General features: G+C 29.3%; 14 protein-coding genes. 4 read left to right on the top strand and 10 right to left on the bottom strand.

What is annotated here, in order from left to right; all coding sequences use genetic code 11:
- Nucleotides 1-89 precede the first annotated feature (89 nt).
- Entirely contained in the window at nucleotides 90-1,175 is a 1,086-nt protein-coding gene (gcvT, locus tag PHEL85_RS03025; protein WP_036820847.1) for a glycine cleavage system aminomethyltransferase GcvT, read from the bottom strand.
- Between the two features lie 133 nt (nucleotides 1,176-1,308).
- On the opposite strand from gcvT, the gene PHEL85_RS03020 reads away from it, so the two are divergent.
- Nucleotides 1,309-1,530 (top strand): VF530 family DNA-binding protein, encoded by a 222-nt coding sequence (locus PHEL85_RS03020; protein WP_036820845.1) that lies wholly within the window; start codon nucleotides 1,309-1,311, stop codon nucleotides 1,528-1,530.
- A gap of 161 nt (nucleotides 1,531-1,691) precedes the next feature.
- Here PHEL85_RS03020 and PHEL85_RS03015 read toward each other — a convergent pair whose 3' ends face one another.
- From PHEL85_RS03015 to lysA, 9 genes are all read right to left on the bottom strand, one after another.
- The gene (locus PHEL85_RS03015) at nucleotides 1,692-2,633 is read right to left on the bottom strand and encodes a sterol desaturase family protein (RefSeq protein WP_036820844.1); all 942 of its coding nucleotides are present in this window, start codon (nucleotides 2,631-2,633) and stop codon (nucleotides 1,692-1,694) included.
- A gap of 425 nt (nucleotides 2,634-3,058) precedes the next feature.
- Entirely contained in the window at nucleotides 3,059-3,574 is a 516-nt protein-coding gene (locus PHEL85_RS17230) for an IS110 family transposase (RefSeq protein ID WP_052108437.1), read from the bottom strand.
- A gap of 123 nt (nucleotides 3,575-3,697) precedes the next feature.
- Nucleotides 3,698-4,027 (bottom strand): IS110 family transposase, encoded by a 330-nt coding sequence (locus PHEL85_RS17225; protein WP_052108436.1) that lies wholly within the window; start codon nucleotides 4,025-4,027, stop codon nucleotides 3,698-3,700.
- Between the two features lie 223 nt (nucleotides 4,028-4,250).
- Entirely contained in the window at nucleotides 4,251-6,449 is a 2,199-nt protein-coding gene (locus PHEL85_RS03005) for a type IA DNA topoisomerase (protein ID WP_081965066.1), read from the bottom strand.
- 9 nt (nucleotides 6,450-6,458) lie between these two features.
- Nucleotides 6,459-6,977, bottom strand: a complete 519-nt coding sequence (locus PHEL85_RS03000; RefSeq protein ID WP_052108435.1) for a hypothetical protein — start codon at nucleotides 6,975-6,977, stop codon at nucleotides 6,459-6,461.
- 71 nt (nucleotides 6,978-7,048) lie between these two features.
- Nucleotides 7,049-9,172, bottom strand: coding sequence for a Tex family protein (locus PHEL85_RS02995; protein ID WP_081965065.1), 2,124 nt, complete (start codon nucleotides 9,170-9,172; stop codon nucleotides 7,049-7,051).
- Nucleotides 9,173-9,471: 299 nt separating this feature from the next.
- Complete coding sequence (locus PHEL85_RS02990; protein WP_235318221.1) at nucleotides 9,472-9,858, bottom strand: GNAT family N-acetyltransferase; 387 nt, start codon at nucleotides 9,856-9,858, stop codon at nucleotides 9,472-9,474.
- Between the two features lie 86 nt (nucleotides 9,859-9,944).
- Nucleotides 9,945-10,556: a fumarylacetoacetate hydrolase family protein gene (locus PHEL85_RS02985; protein ID WP_036823039.1), complete on the bottom strand. Its 612-nt coding sequence runs from the start codon at nucleotides 10,554-10,556 to the stop codon at nucleotides 9,945-9,947.
- 99 nt (nucleotides 10,557-10,655) lie between these two features.
- Nucleotides 10,656-11,900, bottom strand: coding sequence for a diaminopimelate decarboxylase (gene lysA / locus PHEL85_RS02980; protein WP_036823036.1), 1,245 nt, complete (start codon nucleotides 11,898-11,900; stop codon nucleotides 10,656-10,658).
- Between the two features lie 223 nt (nucleotides 11,901-12,123).
- On the opposite strand from lysA, the gene PHEL85_RS02975 reads away from it, so the two are divergent.
- The 3 genes from PHEL85_RS02975 (at nucleotide 12,124) to PHEL85_RS02965 (ending at nucleotide 17,146) form a co-directional block, all read left to right on the top strand.
- Nucleotides 12,124-13,983, top strand: a complete 1,860-nt coding sequence (locus PHEL85_RS02975; RefSeq protein WP_036820841.1) for a DNA topoisomerase IV subunit B — start codon at nucleotides 12,124-12,126, stop codon at nucleotides 13,981-13,983.
- Nucleotides 13,964-14,164, top strand: a complete 201-nt coding sequence (locus tag PHEL85_RS02970) for a hypothetical protein (RefSeq protein WP_156109084.1) — start codon at nucleotides 13,964-13,966, stop codon at nucleotides 14,162-14,164. Before PHEL85_RS02975 ends, PHEL85_RS02970 begins: the two co-directional genes overlap by 20 nt.
- A 234-nt stretch (nucleotides 14,165-14,398) precedes the next feature.
- Nucleotides 14,399-17,146 carry a DNA gyrase/topoisomerase IV subunit A gene (locus tag PHEL85_RS02965; protein ID WP_036820835.1) on the top strand — a complete coding sequence of 916 codons (2,748 nt, stop codon included), beginning with the start codon at nucleotides 14,399-14,401 and terminating at the stop codon, nucleotides 17,144-17,146.
- Nucleotides 17,147-17,155: the final 9 nt, after the last annotated feature.

Raw genomic sequence — 17,155 nt, 5'->3', positions numbered from 1 at the left:
ATAAAAATTAGATAGGCGAAATTACTTTATTATAGCAGAAAACCTCGCAATTTTGCGAGGTTTTAACAATATTATATAAAGTTGTAAAATTATCCTTTGTAAAAAGGTAACTTAACAATTGTTGCAGGAATCGCTTTTTTACGAACCTGAATATGTATTTGAGTTCCAGATTTAGAAAGAATTCTTGGTACATAACCCATTCCAATTCCTTTTTTTAAACAAGGACTCATTGTTCCAGAAGTTACATTACCAATCACTTTTCCATTTCCATCAACAATATCATAACCTTGTCTTGGTATTCCTCTTTCATCTAATTCAAAAGCGACTAATCTTCTTTCTGGTTTATGTTCTTTTTCTTTTGCCAAAGCTTCATGATTTACAAAGTCTTTAGAGAATTTTGTAATCCAACTTAAACCAGCTTCAATTGGCGATGTTGTATCATCAATATCATTACCATACAAACAATACCCCATTTCTAAACGCAAAGTATCTCTTGCAGCCAAACCAATTGGTTTGATTCCATAATCTGCTCCAGCTTCAAAAACTTTGTTCCAGATTTGTACAACTTCCTCATTCTTACAGTAAATTTCAAATCCACCAGAACCCGTATAACCTGTTGCAGAAATTATTACATTTTCAATGCCTGCAAAATCCCCAATTTTAAATTTGTAAAAAGGGATATCAGCTAAATCTAAAGAAGACAAAGTTTGCATGGCTTCAACAGCTTTTGGACCTTGAATAGCTAACAAAGAATATCCTTCAGATAAATCTTTTAAATCAGCATTAAAATCTTCGTTATATGTAGAAATCCAGTTCCAATCTTTTTCAATATTAGATGCGTTAACTACTAATAAATAGGTGTTTTCTTTAATTTTGTAACAAATTAAATCATCTACAATTCCATTCTCTTCATTTGGAAAACAACTATATTGTGCATCACCAATTTCTAGTTTAGAAGCATCATTAGAAGTCACTTTTTGTATCAACGCCAAAGCATTTTCACCTTCAACCAAAAACTCACCCATATGACTCACATCAAAAACCCCAACAGCTTCTCTAACTGTTAAATGTTCTGCTGTTACACCTTCATATTGTATAGGCATATTATAACCTGCAAAAGGAACCATTTTTGCTCCTAAAGCAACGTGAATATCGTTTAATGCAATATTTTTCATTTGTAGATTTCTTTAATTTTAAGCTAAATTATTGAAAAATTCGCAATAAACAATTGCGAATAATTGTTAATATTTTCGAATTAAAAAAAATAATAGCATTACTTTTGATTTTATTATTAATTTCTACTGAAAAATGAGCAAAGAACAACCCAATAATCCATTGCATGGCATAAAATTAGCAACAATGTTAGAAGAATTATTCTTAGAATATGGTTGGGAAGAATTAGGATATTCTTTAAATATCAATGCTTTTAAAAATAATCCTACCTATAAATCTAGCTTAAAATTTTTAAGAACTACACCTTGGGCAAGAGAAAAAGTAGAGCAGTTTTATCTAAAAAATATGGTTGATTAATTTTTTTTGAAGCTATTTCCTGCTTTCACTACTCGCTTTTTTTATGCTGAATTTATTTCAGCATCTGTAAATATTTATAAGTAATTTTATTGTTTAGATAAGATACTGAAACGAGTTAAGCATAAAAAAGAGCTCAAACAAACCGTTCAATCAGGGCTAAACTAGTTTGCTAACTTTTTTTCTTCATTTAAAAGTTTTCTTTGCTGTTTAATAGTTAAAGAACTTCCATCATGGCTCCAGCCAGGAGCTGCAAATGCATACATAAATTTATGATACCAATTTTTAGACCTTTTCATGTCGTTCCAAATATCTTTATATTCATGCGTTAAAATTACCAATGGATTGTATGAGTTTGGTGGAGTAGTAACACCATATTCTATTTCTAAATTTTCATCAAGTTCTTTCCACGTTCCAAAAATTTTATCAAAAATATTTAGAAAACCTCCATGATTTTTATCCATATATTCAAAATTCTTAGCATGGTGTACTTGATGCATTGTATGTGTATTAAAAACTTTTTCTAAAAGACCTAATTTAGGAATGTATACAGAATGTAACTGAAATTGCCACAAAGCTTCAATACCTAAACAAACTACTAACATTTCTGGAGGAAACCCAATAGCAGGAATCCACATATAAAAAAAAGGTTTGTAAAAAATAGTAAACCAGCCATTTCTTACTGCAGTTCCTAAATTAAAATTATCAGAAGAATGATGCACAATATGAGCAGCCCAAAGAAAACGAATATTATGATTTTGTCTGTGAAACCAATAATAACTAAAATCGTCTAACAATTGGCATAAAAGCCAAATATACCAAGCGTAACCAAAAGATTCATAACCCATAATATTTGTACGAACTCCATCTAAAACGGGGTTAAAAAGTTCATAAATAAAGTTAAACAATACAATAGCAGCAATGGTTTTTGTTAAAGGAGCTAAAATGGTAGATCCAATTCCCATTGTAAGGCTTGCAGCCAAATCTTTCCATTTATAAAGTTTATGATTTTCTTCTTTTTTATGATGTTTGCTATAGGTAAGTTCTAATAAAATTAGTCCTAAAAAGCAAGGAACACCATACACTAGTGGGTTCGTAAAATCCATTAAATAATTGACTTAGGTTTTTTGCTAAAATAGGGTTAAATATTTAAGGACTAAGTTATGTTTTGTTTATTTTATTGAAAAATACCTAAAGTTAGGTAGATTTTATTATTTAACTACTAATAATCTTTAGTACCAATTCTTTAGTCAATGGTTTTCCATTGGCTATTTTTTTGATGTTATCAAACGTAAAAACAAAATCGCAACCATTTTTATAATTAGAACAACCATAAGCAGTTTTTCCTTTTAAAATAGTTCCTTTTTTACATTTTGGGCAAGAGATTTTGTCGTTTTGTACAGAACTTGTTTTACTATTGTCATTTCGACCTTGTGGAGAAATCTTATCAATGGAAGAGATTTCTCGATTTCGCTTTGCTTCACTCGAAATGATCTGTGTTAAAAAACTATTATTTTTAGTTATTTTTTTTTTAATTTATGCAATATAAACTTTGATGGTTTTCATTGTAATATTTTTTGTTTTTTGCGATAGCAAAAATCTGTTTTATTAACTTATTTGCTATTGCGATTTTAATAACTCTCTCGGGTTTTCCTTTTTCTTTTAGTCTCTTATACATTTCCATACACGTTTTATTCACTCTTTTTGCAGACCAAGAACACAAGTATAATAACTTTCTAATTTGTGGTTTTCCCATTTTACAAATATGTCCCTTTCCCTTTACACTTGTTCCTGATTGATATAATCTTGGGCTAAAACCTACAAAAGCTGTGAGTTGTTTATAATTTTCAAATTTTGTAAAATTGTCTGTAATAACACTCATCATAATAGCCGTTTTCAGCCCGATCCCTGGAATTGTTTTTATTCTTTCGACCGTGTCTTTATAGGCTAATTTCCCTATTTGCTCTATCTTTTTCTCAAACTTATCTATGCGTCTTATTAATAATATTAGTACTTGTTTTAATTCTTTTCTAAGATCAGGACTCAACAAACCTGTTACTTCAAAGGATTCTAGTTGTCTTTTGTTTGATGTTTTGTTTTTTTAGTAATTCTAAAGCTGTGTAAAGTTGTTTAATCTCTATACTAGGTTTACTCTCTGGGCACCATCTTTTTAACTCATATTGAGCACCATATTCGGCAATTGTCTTGCGTCTTTTTTATCCGTTTTTGCTCTATATAATCTTGTTTGACTATATCTTCTAATTATCAATGGATTTAATACACATACATTAAAATTAGATGCATGTAAAAAAGTTGCTAACTGAACATAATAAGGACCACTAGCCTCCATTACAATCCAGTCTGATGTACCAATCAATTTAGTAAATTGCTCAAATCCTCTATTTTGATTTTTAAAAATTTTGTGTATCCATTTATCTTTTTCTAAATAAGAAACATCAAAGGTTTGCTTACTAATATCAATTCCTATAATTTTACTCATATCAAATGTTTTTATAGAAAAATTACTACATTTACTTATCAATCCTAAATACAGACTTAGACGTCTAATGATCTGTTCAAGTTTATGTAGTAAGAGGTAAAGTGATTAGCATTGCGAACGGTCTTTAATGACAAATGACGGACTATAATCTTTTCCTTTACCCTTACTTTTCTTGTTAAATATTAAATCTAATTTAAACTTTTTTAAAACAGATTATTATATTTTACAAACATAGGATGACAGTAGATTTTGGTTCTAATTTTAAGCTGAAGTTTTCATCAAAACGAATTAACCCTTCAACTTTTCCTGTATCAGTTGTAAAACCTTTTAAATTGGTTGTACAACCTTTGTCAATCAATCTAATAATTTGATTTTCAGAAACTTTTTTTCCGTAAATCTCAAACGGAATTTTTAAATCACAATTGTTTTTATATTCAGAACAACCATATGCAGAAGAACCTTTTAATATTTGTCCTTTTTTACATTTCGGACAGGTTTTATCTACAACTTGTTTTTTTGCCTTCTTGTCATTTCGACCTTGTGGAGAAATCTTTTGAGACTTCTCGACTGCGCTCAAAGTGACAGATGAAATTCGTTTTTTAGAAGTATTAGAACGAACTTCATAAACCAATTCATCAACCATTTTTTTCATGTTATTGATAAATGTTCCTGCGTTAAAATCTCCTCTTTCAATTTCCTTTAAACGTTTTTCCCAACGCCCAGTTAATTCAGCAGATTTTAATAATTCGTTATCAATAATATTAATTAAATCGATACCAGTTTGTGTTGGTAAGACTAATTTTTTCTTACGTTCTATATATTTTCTTCGGAACAAAGTTTCAATAATACTTGCTCGAGTAGAAGGTCTTCCAATGCCGTTTTCTTTCATTAATTCGCGCATTTCATCATCATCTACTTGCTTTCCAGCAGTTTCCATGGCGCGTAATAAACTTGCTTCTGTAAAGTTTCTAGGTGGTTTGGTTTCCTTTTCTAAAAACGAAGGTTCGTGTGTTCCTTTTTCACCTTTTACAAAAGAAGGCAATACATTTTTGCTTTCAGATTTATCGACTGCGCTCGAAATGGTATTCACATTACTTTTGTCATTTCGACCTTGTGGAGAAATCTTATCTTCTTGTATTTTTTTATCAAAAACAACTCTCCATCCTTTGGTTAAAATTTCTTTTCCAGTTGTTTTAAAAGGTACATCAGCAGCTTTACCAATTACTGAAGTGTTAGAAACATCAGAATCTGGATAAAAAACACCAATAAATCTACGTGTAATAATATCATAAACTTGTTGTTGATTGTATTGCAAATTTCCTTGAATTCCGGTAGGAATAATTGCATGGTGATCTGTTACTTTTTTATCATCAAAAACACGTTTTGTTTTCTTGATTTTCTGGCCTAAAAGAGGTTGTGTTAATTCGCTATAATTGGTTAATTTCGATAAAATTCCTGCAATTTTAGGATATACATCATTGGGTAAAAAAGTAGTATCAACTCTTGGGTAGGTAACAACTTTCATTTCATATAACTTCTGAACCATTTTCAATGTTTCATCCGCAGAAAACCCAAACTTATTATTACAATAGACTTGTAATCCTGTTAAATCGAACAGTTTTGGCGCGTATTCTTTTCCTTTCTTTTTGGTTACAGAAACAATTTCAAAATCAGATTGAGCAACTTTATCAGCTAAAATTTGTCCATCTTCTTGTTTTAAAAAACGTCCATCTTCGTAATTAAAAAGTGTATTTCTGTATGTAGTTTGTAATTCCCAATAAGGTTGTGGTTTAAAGTTTTCTATTTCTTTAAAACGATTTACCAACATGGCTAGGGTAGGAGTTTGTACTCTACCAACAGACAAAACTTGTTTGAATCCACCAAATTTTACAGTATATAATCGAGTTGCATTTAAGCCTAAAAGCCAATCTCCAATAGCTCTAGAATAACCTGCATAATATAAATTATCATAATTTTCTGCAGGTTTTAGGTTATTAAATCCGTCTTTTATGGCTTCTTCTGTTAAAGATGAAATCCATAAACGTTGTACTTTTCCTTTGTAATTACATTGATTAATTACCCAACGTTGAATGAGTTCTCCTTCTGTTCCTGCATCCCCACAATTAATGATTACATCTGCTTTTTCAAATAAACCTTTAACAATATTAAATTGCTTTTTAATTCCTGCATCTCCAGTAACTTTTGTATCAAAACGTTCTGGCAACATGGGTAAGTTATTCAAATCCCAACTTTTCCAATGTGGTTTGTAATCTTTAGGTTCTAAAAGTGTGCATAAATGCCCAAAAGTATAGGTTACTGCATAGCCATTTCCTTCGTAGAAACCATCACGTTTTGTGTTGGCTCCTAGAATATTAGCAATTTCTCTTGCTACACTTGGTTTCTCGGCAATACAGACTTTCAAAATTACAGCTTATTTAGTGATAAAAAATTCGACTTTTACAAAAGAAATATTTTCTATAATACCTAAATCTAAAGATGCTTCTTTACTTAAAGAAATAATACAATTTGAGTTTGCCTCTAATTCTCTACAAGCTCCAAAATTCACTTCAGTAGAAACTAAGCCATCAATATTTATTGTTATATATGGAATTCCTTTAACAGCTTTATTACTCAAATTATTTAATTGAATTTTGTATTCAAGTTTATTAGTGTTATTGCCAGTGTCTGGCGTAAAATTAAATTCAATAACATCATATGAAAAATCTGTTAACTTTTGAAGTTCTTCAATTGATTTTGGAGCATCTGGTTCAGGAAAACTACAATCTACGACTTGAGTAATTTCTGGTATTGTGGTAGTACCTGTTGAACTTGAAATTATAAATTCATGTTGTACAATAATTGTTTTTATACAATCTTCTTCTAGTTCAGATTTACATGATAAGACAAGTATAAAAATAGGTAAAAAAAAGAAAGCTGAATATTTTTTCATGATGATTTTTTAAGGATTCGAAATTAAGAAAATATTTAAAATTTTTACTATAAAGTTAATAAGTTGAATAACTATTTTACCAAAGCCAATTGAATACGTTTTCTAACAACATCAACTTCTAACACTTTTACAATAATTTGTTGTTGCAATGAAACGATTGTATTTACATCTTTTACAAAAGTATCTGATAAATTAGAAACATGAATTAAACCACTTTCTTTGATTCCTACATCTACAAAACAACCAAAATTGGTAATGTTATTTACAATTCCGGGTAATAATTGTCCAATTCTTAAATCTGATATTGTTTTAATGTTTTTGTCAAATGAGAATACTTTTGCTTTTGCTCTTGGATCTAATCCTGGTTTTTCTAATTCTTTTACAATATCTTCTAACGTAGGTAAACCAATAGTTTTTGTAATATAATTTTTTAGTTGAATTTGCTTTATTAATGTTGAGTTCCCAATAAATTCAGCTATTTTTTTCTTGTTGTCTTTCGAAATTTTATCTACCAAAGCATAACTTTCTGGGTGAACAGCAGAATCATCTAAAGGATTTTTACCGTTTTTAATCCTTAAAAATCCAGCAGCTTGTTCATAAGCTTTTCCTCCTAAACGTGGTACTTTTTTAATAGTAGTTCTAGAGGTAAACGAACCATTTTCGTTTCTATAATTTACAATATTTTCTGCTAATTTTGGTCCAATTCCAGAAACATAACTCAATAAAGATCCGCTTGCAGTATTGATGTTTACACCAATCGTATTTACACAACTCTCTACAGTATTATCTAATGATTTTTTTAATTTTGTTTGATCTACATCGTGTTGATATTGACCAACTCCAATAGATTTTGCATCAATTTTAACCAATTCTGCTAACGGATTTTGCAAACGTCTACCAATAGAAACAGCTCCTCTAACAGTAACATCGTAATTAGGAAACTCATCTCTTGCAATTTTTGATGCAGAATAAATGGAAGCGCCAGCTTCACTAACAACAAAAACATCAACATTATTTTTAAATTGAATTTTTTTAACCAATTGTTCAGTTTCTCTAGAAGCAGTTCCATTACCAATTGCAATGGCTTCAATTTTATGAGCTTCTGCTAAAGAACTGAGTTTTTTAATGGCATCAAAAGATTGATTTTGTGGCGCATGTGGAAAAACGGTTTCATTATGTTCTAAATCTCCTTGTTCATTTAAACAAACAATTTTACACCCAGATCTAAATCCAGGATCAATTGCTAAAACTCTTTTTTCTCCTAAAGGAGCTCCTAAAAGTAACTGTTTTAGGTTTTTAGAAAATACAATAATAGCATCTTCATCTGCTTTTTCTTTAGCAAGAGATAATCTTTCATTTGATAAAGAAGGATATAATAAACGTTTAAAAGCGTCTTTTATAGCCAATTCAATTTGTTCTGAACATTCGTTTTGTGAGCGAATTATTCTTTCTTCCATTTTTTGAAGCGCTCTTTCTGTATCAATTTCAACTTTTACACGAATAAAACCTTCACTTTCTGCTCTTAAAATTGCTAAAAATCGATGAGAAGGAATTCTGCTTAAAGATTCATTCCAATCAAAATAATCTTTAAATTTTTGTGCTTTTTCATCATCTTTCTTCGTTTTTATAATTTTTGATGAAATAGTTGCATGTCTTTCTAATTCTCTTCTAATATTATTTCTAATATCTGTACGTTCATTAATCCATTCTGCAATAATAAAACGAGCGCCTTCTAAAGCATTTTCAATGGTTTCAACTTCGTTGGATGTATATTTTGATACTGTATGTTCTAAATCATTTACACGCTGACTCATTATCATTTTTGCCAACGGTTCTAAACCTTGTAAACGAGCAGTTTCTGCTTTGGTTTTTCTTTTTTTCTTAAAAGGTAAATACACATCTTCTAAAGCAATTAAATCTCTAGAGTTATTTACTTTTTGAGTTAATTCTTCAGATAAAACATGTTGTTCTTCTAAGGCTTTTAGAATCGCTTTTTTACGCTTTTCTAAAGCTTCAAAAGTTTCTTTATATTTTACAATTTCTCCAATTTGAACTTCATCTAAATTACCTGTCATTTCTTTTCTATATCTAGATATAAAAGGAATTGTAGCGTCTTCGTTTAAAAGAGAAATAGTATTTTCTACAGATTTAGAAGTTAGTTGCGTTTGCTGAATTATATATGGAAGTAATTGCATTTTTTATTTGAGTTTTATCCTAAAAAAGAAACCTTATAAAAATAAATTTATGAGGTTGTAAATATAGTTTATTCACTTAAAGTTTTAGTGAAAAAATGTATGTCTTCTTGAGCGCAGTCGAAAGGTTTATAAAGTTCTCGACTGCGCTCGAACGGACAATTACTTTATTTTTTAAGAAATTACTTTCTCAAAAGCCAATCTTTTTGCGTTGTAACTTGTGTAAATAATTCCACAATATTTGTAACCCATTTTTTTTATTAAAGATTGCATTCCAAGATTGTCTTCATGCGTATCAATCTTTAAACTTTGTATGTTTTTTTTTTTAATTGTTGATGAAATTCATCAAAAAGTAAAGTAGCTAAACCTAATTTTCTATGTTCTTTTTTGATAGCCATTCTATGAATTACACCATAAATATCATCTTCAGAAATAACCCAATTTCCATCGATAACTTCCTTGTAAGTTGGTTCTTTTCTTAAAGTAAACATAGAAGTTGCCATAATTTGATTTTCATCATTTACAACCACATAGCTTTCACCATTATTAATGTCATTTTCAACTTGTTCTGCATTTGGATATCCATTTTGCCATTGATCAATTTTTAGAGAGGCTAAATAGGTTTTAGCATCATTTATAATGATCATAATTTCTGGAATATCTTCAATTTTAGAAAGTCTTATTTTCATCAAAAAAGTTTTTATAGCTTAATATTTGTCAGGTTGAACGCAGTAGAAAACTTAAAAAAAAATCTTAACTGCGTTAGAACTGACAATTATATCATTTTAAAATCTAATAACAACTCCCCGTTTACAGAACATTGTAATTGATCTCCTTTAAAAATTTCTCCTTTACCCAAAGCAGGAGTTCCTGTAAAAATTAAATCTCCAGGTTGTAAGGTCATATATTCAGAAATAAAAACAATAATGTCAGCAAAATCGTTAGTCATGTAAGCTGTATTACTTTTTTGTTTTTCTTCTCCGTTAATTTTTAAGTCGAAATCAATATCACCTAAATTATAATCAGAAACAGGTTTAAAACTAGAAATAGGTGCAGCACCATCAAAACCTTTTGCAAACTCCCAAGGATGCTTAGTTTCTCTTGCTTTACCAAGAATATCTTTTGCTGTATAATCTATACCAACAGCAATTTCAGAAATGTAAGAATTAGCCTCTTCTTTAGAGATGTTTTTTCCTTCTTTCCCTATTTTAACTACTAATTCAACTTCGTAAATTAATTCGTTAGTAATGCTACTTGGATATTCAACATCACAATTAACAGCTAAACTAGATTCTGGTTTCGAAAAAATGAATTTTTTACCTTTCTTTTTTTCTTCAATATCTTTTAAATCAGTTACGTAATTACTTCCTATACCTAATATTTTCATTTTTATAAATTGTTTTTGTTCCGTAAGTAAAAGTAAAAAAAAATCCATCAAAAAAATAAGCTTTTTTTGATGGATTTACTAGTTTGTATTTTGCTTATTTTAAGCTTTTACTTTTTCTTTTGAAGCTGGTTTGCTTTCAGAAAAATCAATAGTTTCTTGATTGTTTAAAATATCTTCTATGGTTTGTCTTTTTCTAATAACATAATCTTTTCCTTTATGTACCATAACTTCTGCTGGTAAATAACGAGAGTTATAGTTAGAAGCCATTGAAAAACAATAAGCACCTGCATTATGGAAACGTAAAATATCTTCTTCAGAGATTTCTGCAATTCTTCTGTTTGATGCAAATGTATCTGTTTCACAAATATAACCTACTACAGAATAATATCTATCTCTTCCATTAGGATTAGAAGCATTTGTAATGTGGTGATAAGAATCATACATCATTGGTCTTACTAAATGATTAAAACCAGAATCTACGTGTGCAAAAACAGTAGAAGTGGTTTGTTTTACAACATTAACTTTTGCTAAAAAAGAACCCGCTTCAGAAACTAAGAATTTACCTGGTTCAAACATTAAAGTAATGTCTTTTCCATATTCTACACAAAATTCATTGAATCTTGCTGATAATTGTACACCTAATTGCTCAATATCTGTAGAAATATCACCTTCTTTATAAGGTACTTTAAATCCACTTCCAAAATCGATAAAATCGATGTTTTCAAATTGTCTAGCAACATCAAACAAAATATCAGAAGCACGTAAAAAAGTATCGATATCTAAAATATCAGAACCTGTGTGCATGTGAATTCCGTTAATATTCATTCCTGTGTTTTCTACAACACGTTTAATATGAGGTACTTGGTGAATTGAAATTCCGAATTTAGAATCTATATGACCAACAGAAATTTTAGAATTCCCACCTGCCATAATGTGTGGGTTTATACGCACACAAACAGGAATATTTGGATGTTTTTGTCCAAATTGTTCTAAAATAGAAAGGTTATCAATATTAATTTGAACACCTAATTTAGCAACTTCTTCAATTTCTGATAAAGAAACACCATTTGGTGTATAAATAATGTTTTGAGGCTCTATACCTGTAGTTAAACATAATTGAACTTCTTGAAAAGAAACAGTATCTAAACCAGAACCTAAGTTTTTAAAGAATTTTAAAATATTTACGTTAGAAAGTGCTTTTACAGCATAATTCAACTTTAAATTTTTAACACTACTAAAAGCGTTTGTTAATCTGTTGTATTGAGATTCTATTTTATCTGTATCATATACATATAAAGGACTTCCGTATTTATTTGCTAATTCTACTAATTGTGTATTTTCCACTTTGTCTTGTTTTATTTCAGACTTCAAATGTAATAAAATTGTTGACTTAAAAACTACTTGTTAAAAAATATAACATATTGTTTTATTTTGTGATTTTTATACTTGAAATCACTATTTTTTATGGTTGAAATCATGTTAATAACTAATTATGTAGACTATTTTATTTTAACTGTTTAAGCGCTATTTTAGCAAGGCTTCAAACCTAACAATAGTAACAGATTTCATGAGTAAAGAAACAAAATATACAGAAGATAATATTCGTTCATTAGATTGGAAAGAGCATATTAGAATGCGTCCAGGAATGTATATTGGAAAACTAGGAGATGGGTCTTCTGCAGATGATGGAATTTACATTCTTGTAAAAGAAGTTTTAGATAATTCTATTGATGAATATGTGATGGGAGCAGGAAAAACCATCGAAATTTCTATACAAGGAAGCAAAGTTATTGTTAGAGATTATGGACGTGGAATTCCTTTAGGGAAAGTGGTTGACGTGGTTTCTAAGATGAATACTGGTGGTAAATACGACTCTAAAGCATTTAAGAAATCTGTAGGTTTAAATGGAGTAGGTACAAAAGCAGTTAATGCACTTTCGTCTTTTTTTAGAGTTGAATCTTCACGTGATGGAAAATCTGCTTCAGCAGAATTTAGTCAAGGAAATTTAGAAAATCAAGAGTTTTTAGAAGAATCATCTAGAAGAAAAGGAACTAAAGTTTCATTTGTTCCTGATGAAAGTATTTTTAAGAAATACAAATTCAGAAATGAGTATGTAGCAAAAATGCTGAAGAATTATGTGTATCTAAATCCTGGATTAACCATAATTTTTAATGGTGAAAAATTCTTTTCTGAAAACGGTTTAAAAGATTTATTGGAAGATAACAACAGTAAAGAAGATATGTTGTATCCAATAATTCATTTAAAAGGAGATGATATAGAGGTCGCAATTACACATAGTAAAACACAATATTCAGAAGAATATCATTCATTTGTAAACGGACAACATACAACACAAGGAGGAACGCATCAAGCTGCATTTAGAGAAGCTATTGTAAAAACGATTCGTGAGTTTTATGGGAAAAGTTTTGAGGCATCTGATATTAGAAAATCGATAATTTCTGCCATTGCTATAAAAGTTATGGAACCTGTTTTTGAAAGTCAAACAAAAACAAAATTAGGTTCTACAGATATGGGAGGTGAGTTACCAACTGTAAGAACTTACATAAACGATTTTGTAAAAACAAAACTTGATAATTTTTTACACAGAAATACTGATGTTGCAGATAGACTTCAAAAGAAAATTGCACAAGCAGAAAAAGAACGTAAAGAACTTTCTGGAATTCGAAAACTTGCAAAAGACAGAGCAAAAAAAGCAAGTTTACACAACAAAAAATTACGAGATTGTAGAATTCATTTAGGAGACATTAAAAAAGAAAATTACTTAGAAACAACCTTGTTTATTACTGAGGGAGATTCTGCTTCTGGTTCTATTACAAAATCTAGAAATGTAAATACACAAGCCGTTTTTAGTTTAAAAGGAAAACCTTTAAATTCTTATGGTTTGAGTAAGAAGATAGTGTATGAAAATGAAGAATTTAATTTATTGCAAGCAGCTTTAAATATTGAAGATGGTTTGGAAGATTTAAGATATAATAATATTGTAATTGCAACTGATGCAGATGTTGATGGGATGCACATTCGTTTGTTATTAATTACTTTTTTCTTACAGTTTTTCCCAGAATTGATAAAAGAAGGGCACTTATATATTTTAGAAACTCCTTTGTTTAGAGTTAGAAATAAGAAGCAAACTTTTTATTGTTATTCTGATGAAGAAAAAAGAATAGCTATAAGTAAACTAAGAGGAAAACCAGAAATAACTCGATTTAAAGGTTTGGGTGAAATTTCTCCGAATGAATTTGTCCATTTTATTGGAGATGATATTCGCTTAGATCCTGTAATGTTAGACAAAGAAATGTCTATAGAACAGATGTTGCAATTTTATATGGGGAAAAACACACCAGATAGACAGAAATTTATCATTGAAAATTTAAAAGTTGAGTTAGATTATGTCGAAGATGAAGTTTAATGCAAAATTAGTTAAGAATATTTTTACTGTTTTATTTGCAATGCTTTTATTGTTTTGGCTGTTTCAAATAGATTGGAGCAATTTATCTAGTAAGAAAAATTCAGGTGCATTTTTTGGAGTTTTAGCAGGAGCACTGTTTATTATTTCATTACAAATTAAAAATAAAGAGCCTAAAGAATAAGTTTTAAAATTTGAGATCATAATTTGTGATCTTTAATTTTGATAAACAGGGTTTGCGTTAGGGATTGAAGTGGAAATCCTTTTTATTGTCAGTTCGAGTGAATTTGTGAAGAATGAACAAATTTGTATCGAGAACAAAATAAAAAGATTGCAACGTAAAACCCGACCTTTTTAGGGAACGCCCAAATAAAGAAATACACAGTTAAACGATTACACAATTAAACGTTTAAAAAGAATGAGTGAAGAAATAAACGAACACGAAGAAGAGCTTTCAAATTTAGATAATCAATCAGATTCTCTAGATAATCAGACAGATTCTGTAGAAACCATTACTAAAGTTACAGGAATGTATAAAGAGTGGTTTTTAGATTATGCTTCGTATGTAATTTTAGAAAGAGCGGTACCTTCTTTAGAAGATGGATTAAAACCTGTACAACGTAGAATTATGCATTCTATGAAAGATTTAGATGATGGACGTTACAATAAAGTAGCGAATATTGTTGGTCATACAATGCAATATCATCCACATGGAGATGCTTCTATTGCAGATGCCATGGTGCAAATTGGTCAGAAAGAATTGTTGATTGATATGCAAGGAAACTGGGGTAATATCTTAACAGGAGATAGAGCTGCAGCATCTAGATATATTGAAGCAAGATTATCAAAATTTGCTTTAGATGTTGTTTTTAATCCAAAAACTACAGAATGGAAACTTTCTTATGATGGGAGAAGAAAAGAGCCTATTGATTTGCCTGTAAAATTTCCATTATTATTGGCTCAAGGAGCAGAAGGAATTGCAGTTGGTTTATCAACAAAAATATTACCACACAATTTTATTGAATTGATTGATGCTTCCATCAAATATTTAAAAGGTAGAAGTTTTAAAATTGTTCCAGATTTTTTAACTGGCGGAATTGCTGACTTTTCAAATTATAATGATGGTAAAAGAGGAGGAAAGGTTAGGGTAAGAGCCAAAATTTCTCAATTAGATAAAAAAACGTTGGTAATTAATGAAATTCCATTTTCTACTACAACTTCCTCTTTAATTGATAGTATTTTAAAAGCAAATGATAAAGGTAAAATTAAAATCAAAAAGATTGAAGATAATACAGCTGCAGAAGTAGAGATATTAGTGCATTTACCACCAAATGTTTCTCCTGATAAATCAATAGATGCTTTGTATGCTTTTACAAATTGTGAAACATCTATTTCTCCTTTAGCTTGCACAATTGAAGACAATAAACCTGTTTTTGTAGGGGTTTCTGAAATGTTAAAACACTCAACAGATTTAACTGTAGAATTGTTAAAAAAAGAGTTAGAAATTCAATTAAATGAATTAGAAGAGCAGTGGCATTTTTCTTCTTTAGAACGTATTTTTATAGAAAATAGAATTTATCGGGATATTGAAGAAGAAGAAACTTGGGAAGGTGTTATTGAAGCCATTGATAAAGGTTTAAAACCACATATAAAACATTTAAAACGAGCAATAACTGTTGAAGATATTACGCGTTTAACAGAAATTAGAATTAAGAAAATATCAAAATTTGATATTGACAAAGCAAAGCAATTTATAGAAGGTTTAGAAGAGAAAATTGCTGTTGTAAAAGATCATTTAGCAAATTTAATAGAATATGCAATTGCTTATTTTAAACGATTAAAAGATACTTACGGTAAAGGAAAAGAACGTAAAACCGAAATTAGAATTTTTGATGACATTGTTGCATCAAAAGTAGCAATGAACAATGCAAAACTCTATGTAAATAGAGAAGAAGGATTTATTGGGACATCTTTAAAAAGAGACGAATTTGTAACAGATTGTTCTGATATTGACGATATTATTGTCTTTAGAAAAGATGGTAAAATGATGGTTACAAAAATAGATGCTAAAACTTTTGTTGGTAAAGATATTATTCATGTTGACATCTTTAAGAAAAAAGATAAAAGAACAGTTTATAATTTTATGTATAAAGACGGAGCAAGAGGTCCATCTTATATGAAACGTTTTAATGTAACCTCTGTAACTAGAGATAAAGAATACGATTTAACAAACGGAAGTAAAAGTTCTAAAGTATTGTATTTTACTCCAAATCCAAATGGAGAAGCAGAAGTTGTAACCGTTCATTTACGATCTGTTGGTAGCATTAAAAAGCTAAAATGGGATATTGATTTTGCCGATTTAGCTATAAAAGGAAGAGCGGTAAGAGGAAACTTGATTTCAAAACATTCTATTAAATCTATCGAATTTAAATCTGCAGGAGTATCTACTTTAAAACCACGTAAAATTTGGTTTGATGATGCTGTTCAGCGTTTAAATGTTGATGAAAGAGGCGATTTATTAGGAGAGTTTAGAGCAGAAGATAAATTATTGATTATTACACAAAGTGGAAAAGCTAAAGCAGTAAAACCAGATTTAGCAATGCATTTTGATGATGATATGATTGTCTTAGAAAAGTGGAAACCTAATAAACCAATTTCAGCAATCTATTTTGATGGTGAAAAAGAACGTTACTACATTAAACGTTTTTTAATTGAAACGCCAGAAAAAGAAGAAGTTTTTATTTCTGAACATCCTAAATCTAAATTAGAAATTATAGCTACAGATTATAGACCTATTGCAGAAATTCAATATTCTAAAAGAAGTTTAGAAAATGAAAAAGTAAACTTAGAAGAATTTATTGCAGTTAAAGGAATTAAAGCACAAGGAAATCAACTTACTACAGAAAAAATAAAGAATGTTAATTTATTAGAATCTTTACCTTATGATGAACCAGAAGAAGAAAAAGTTGAAGAAGTAGAAGTTGTTGACGAAGAAGTTATAGAGGATAAATTACCAATAGATTTACCAAAAGTTGAAACTAAAAAACCTGTTTTAGAAGAACTTTCTGCTGAAGAAAAAGCAAAAATAGCTTTACAAAAATCAATTGCAAAAAAGAAAGCAGAACAGAAGAAGATAGATGATGAAAATCAAACTAAATTGTTTTAATTTTTAAAA

The organism is Polaribacter sp. Hel1_85, from assembly GCF_000766795.1.
Classification (GTDB): Bacteria; Bacteroidota; Bacteroidia; order Flavobacteriales; family Flavobacteriaceae; genus Polaribacter.
The sequence above is the reverse complement of the archived record's forward strand: the minus strand, read 5'-3'. Positions and strand labels throughout refer to the sequence as shown.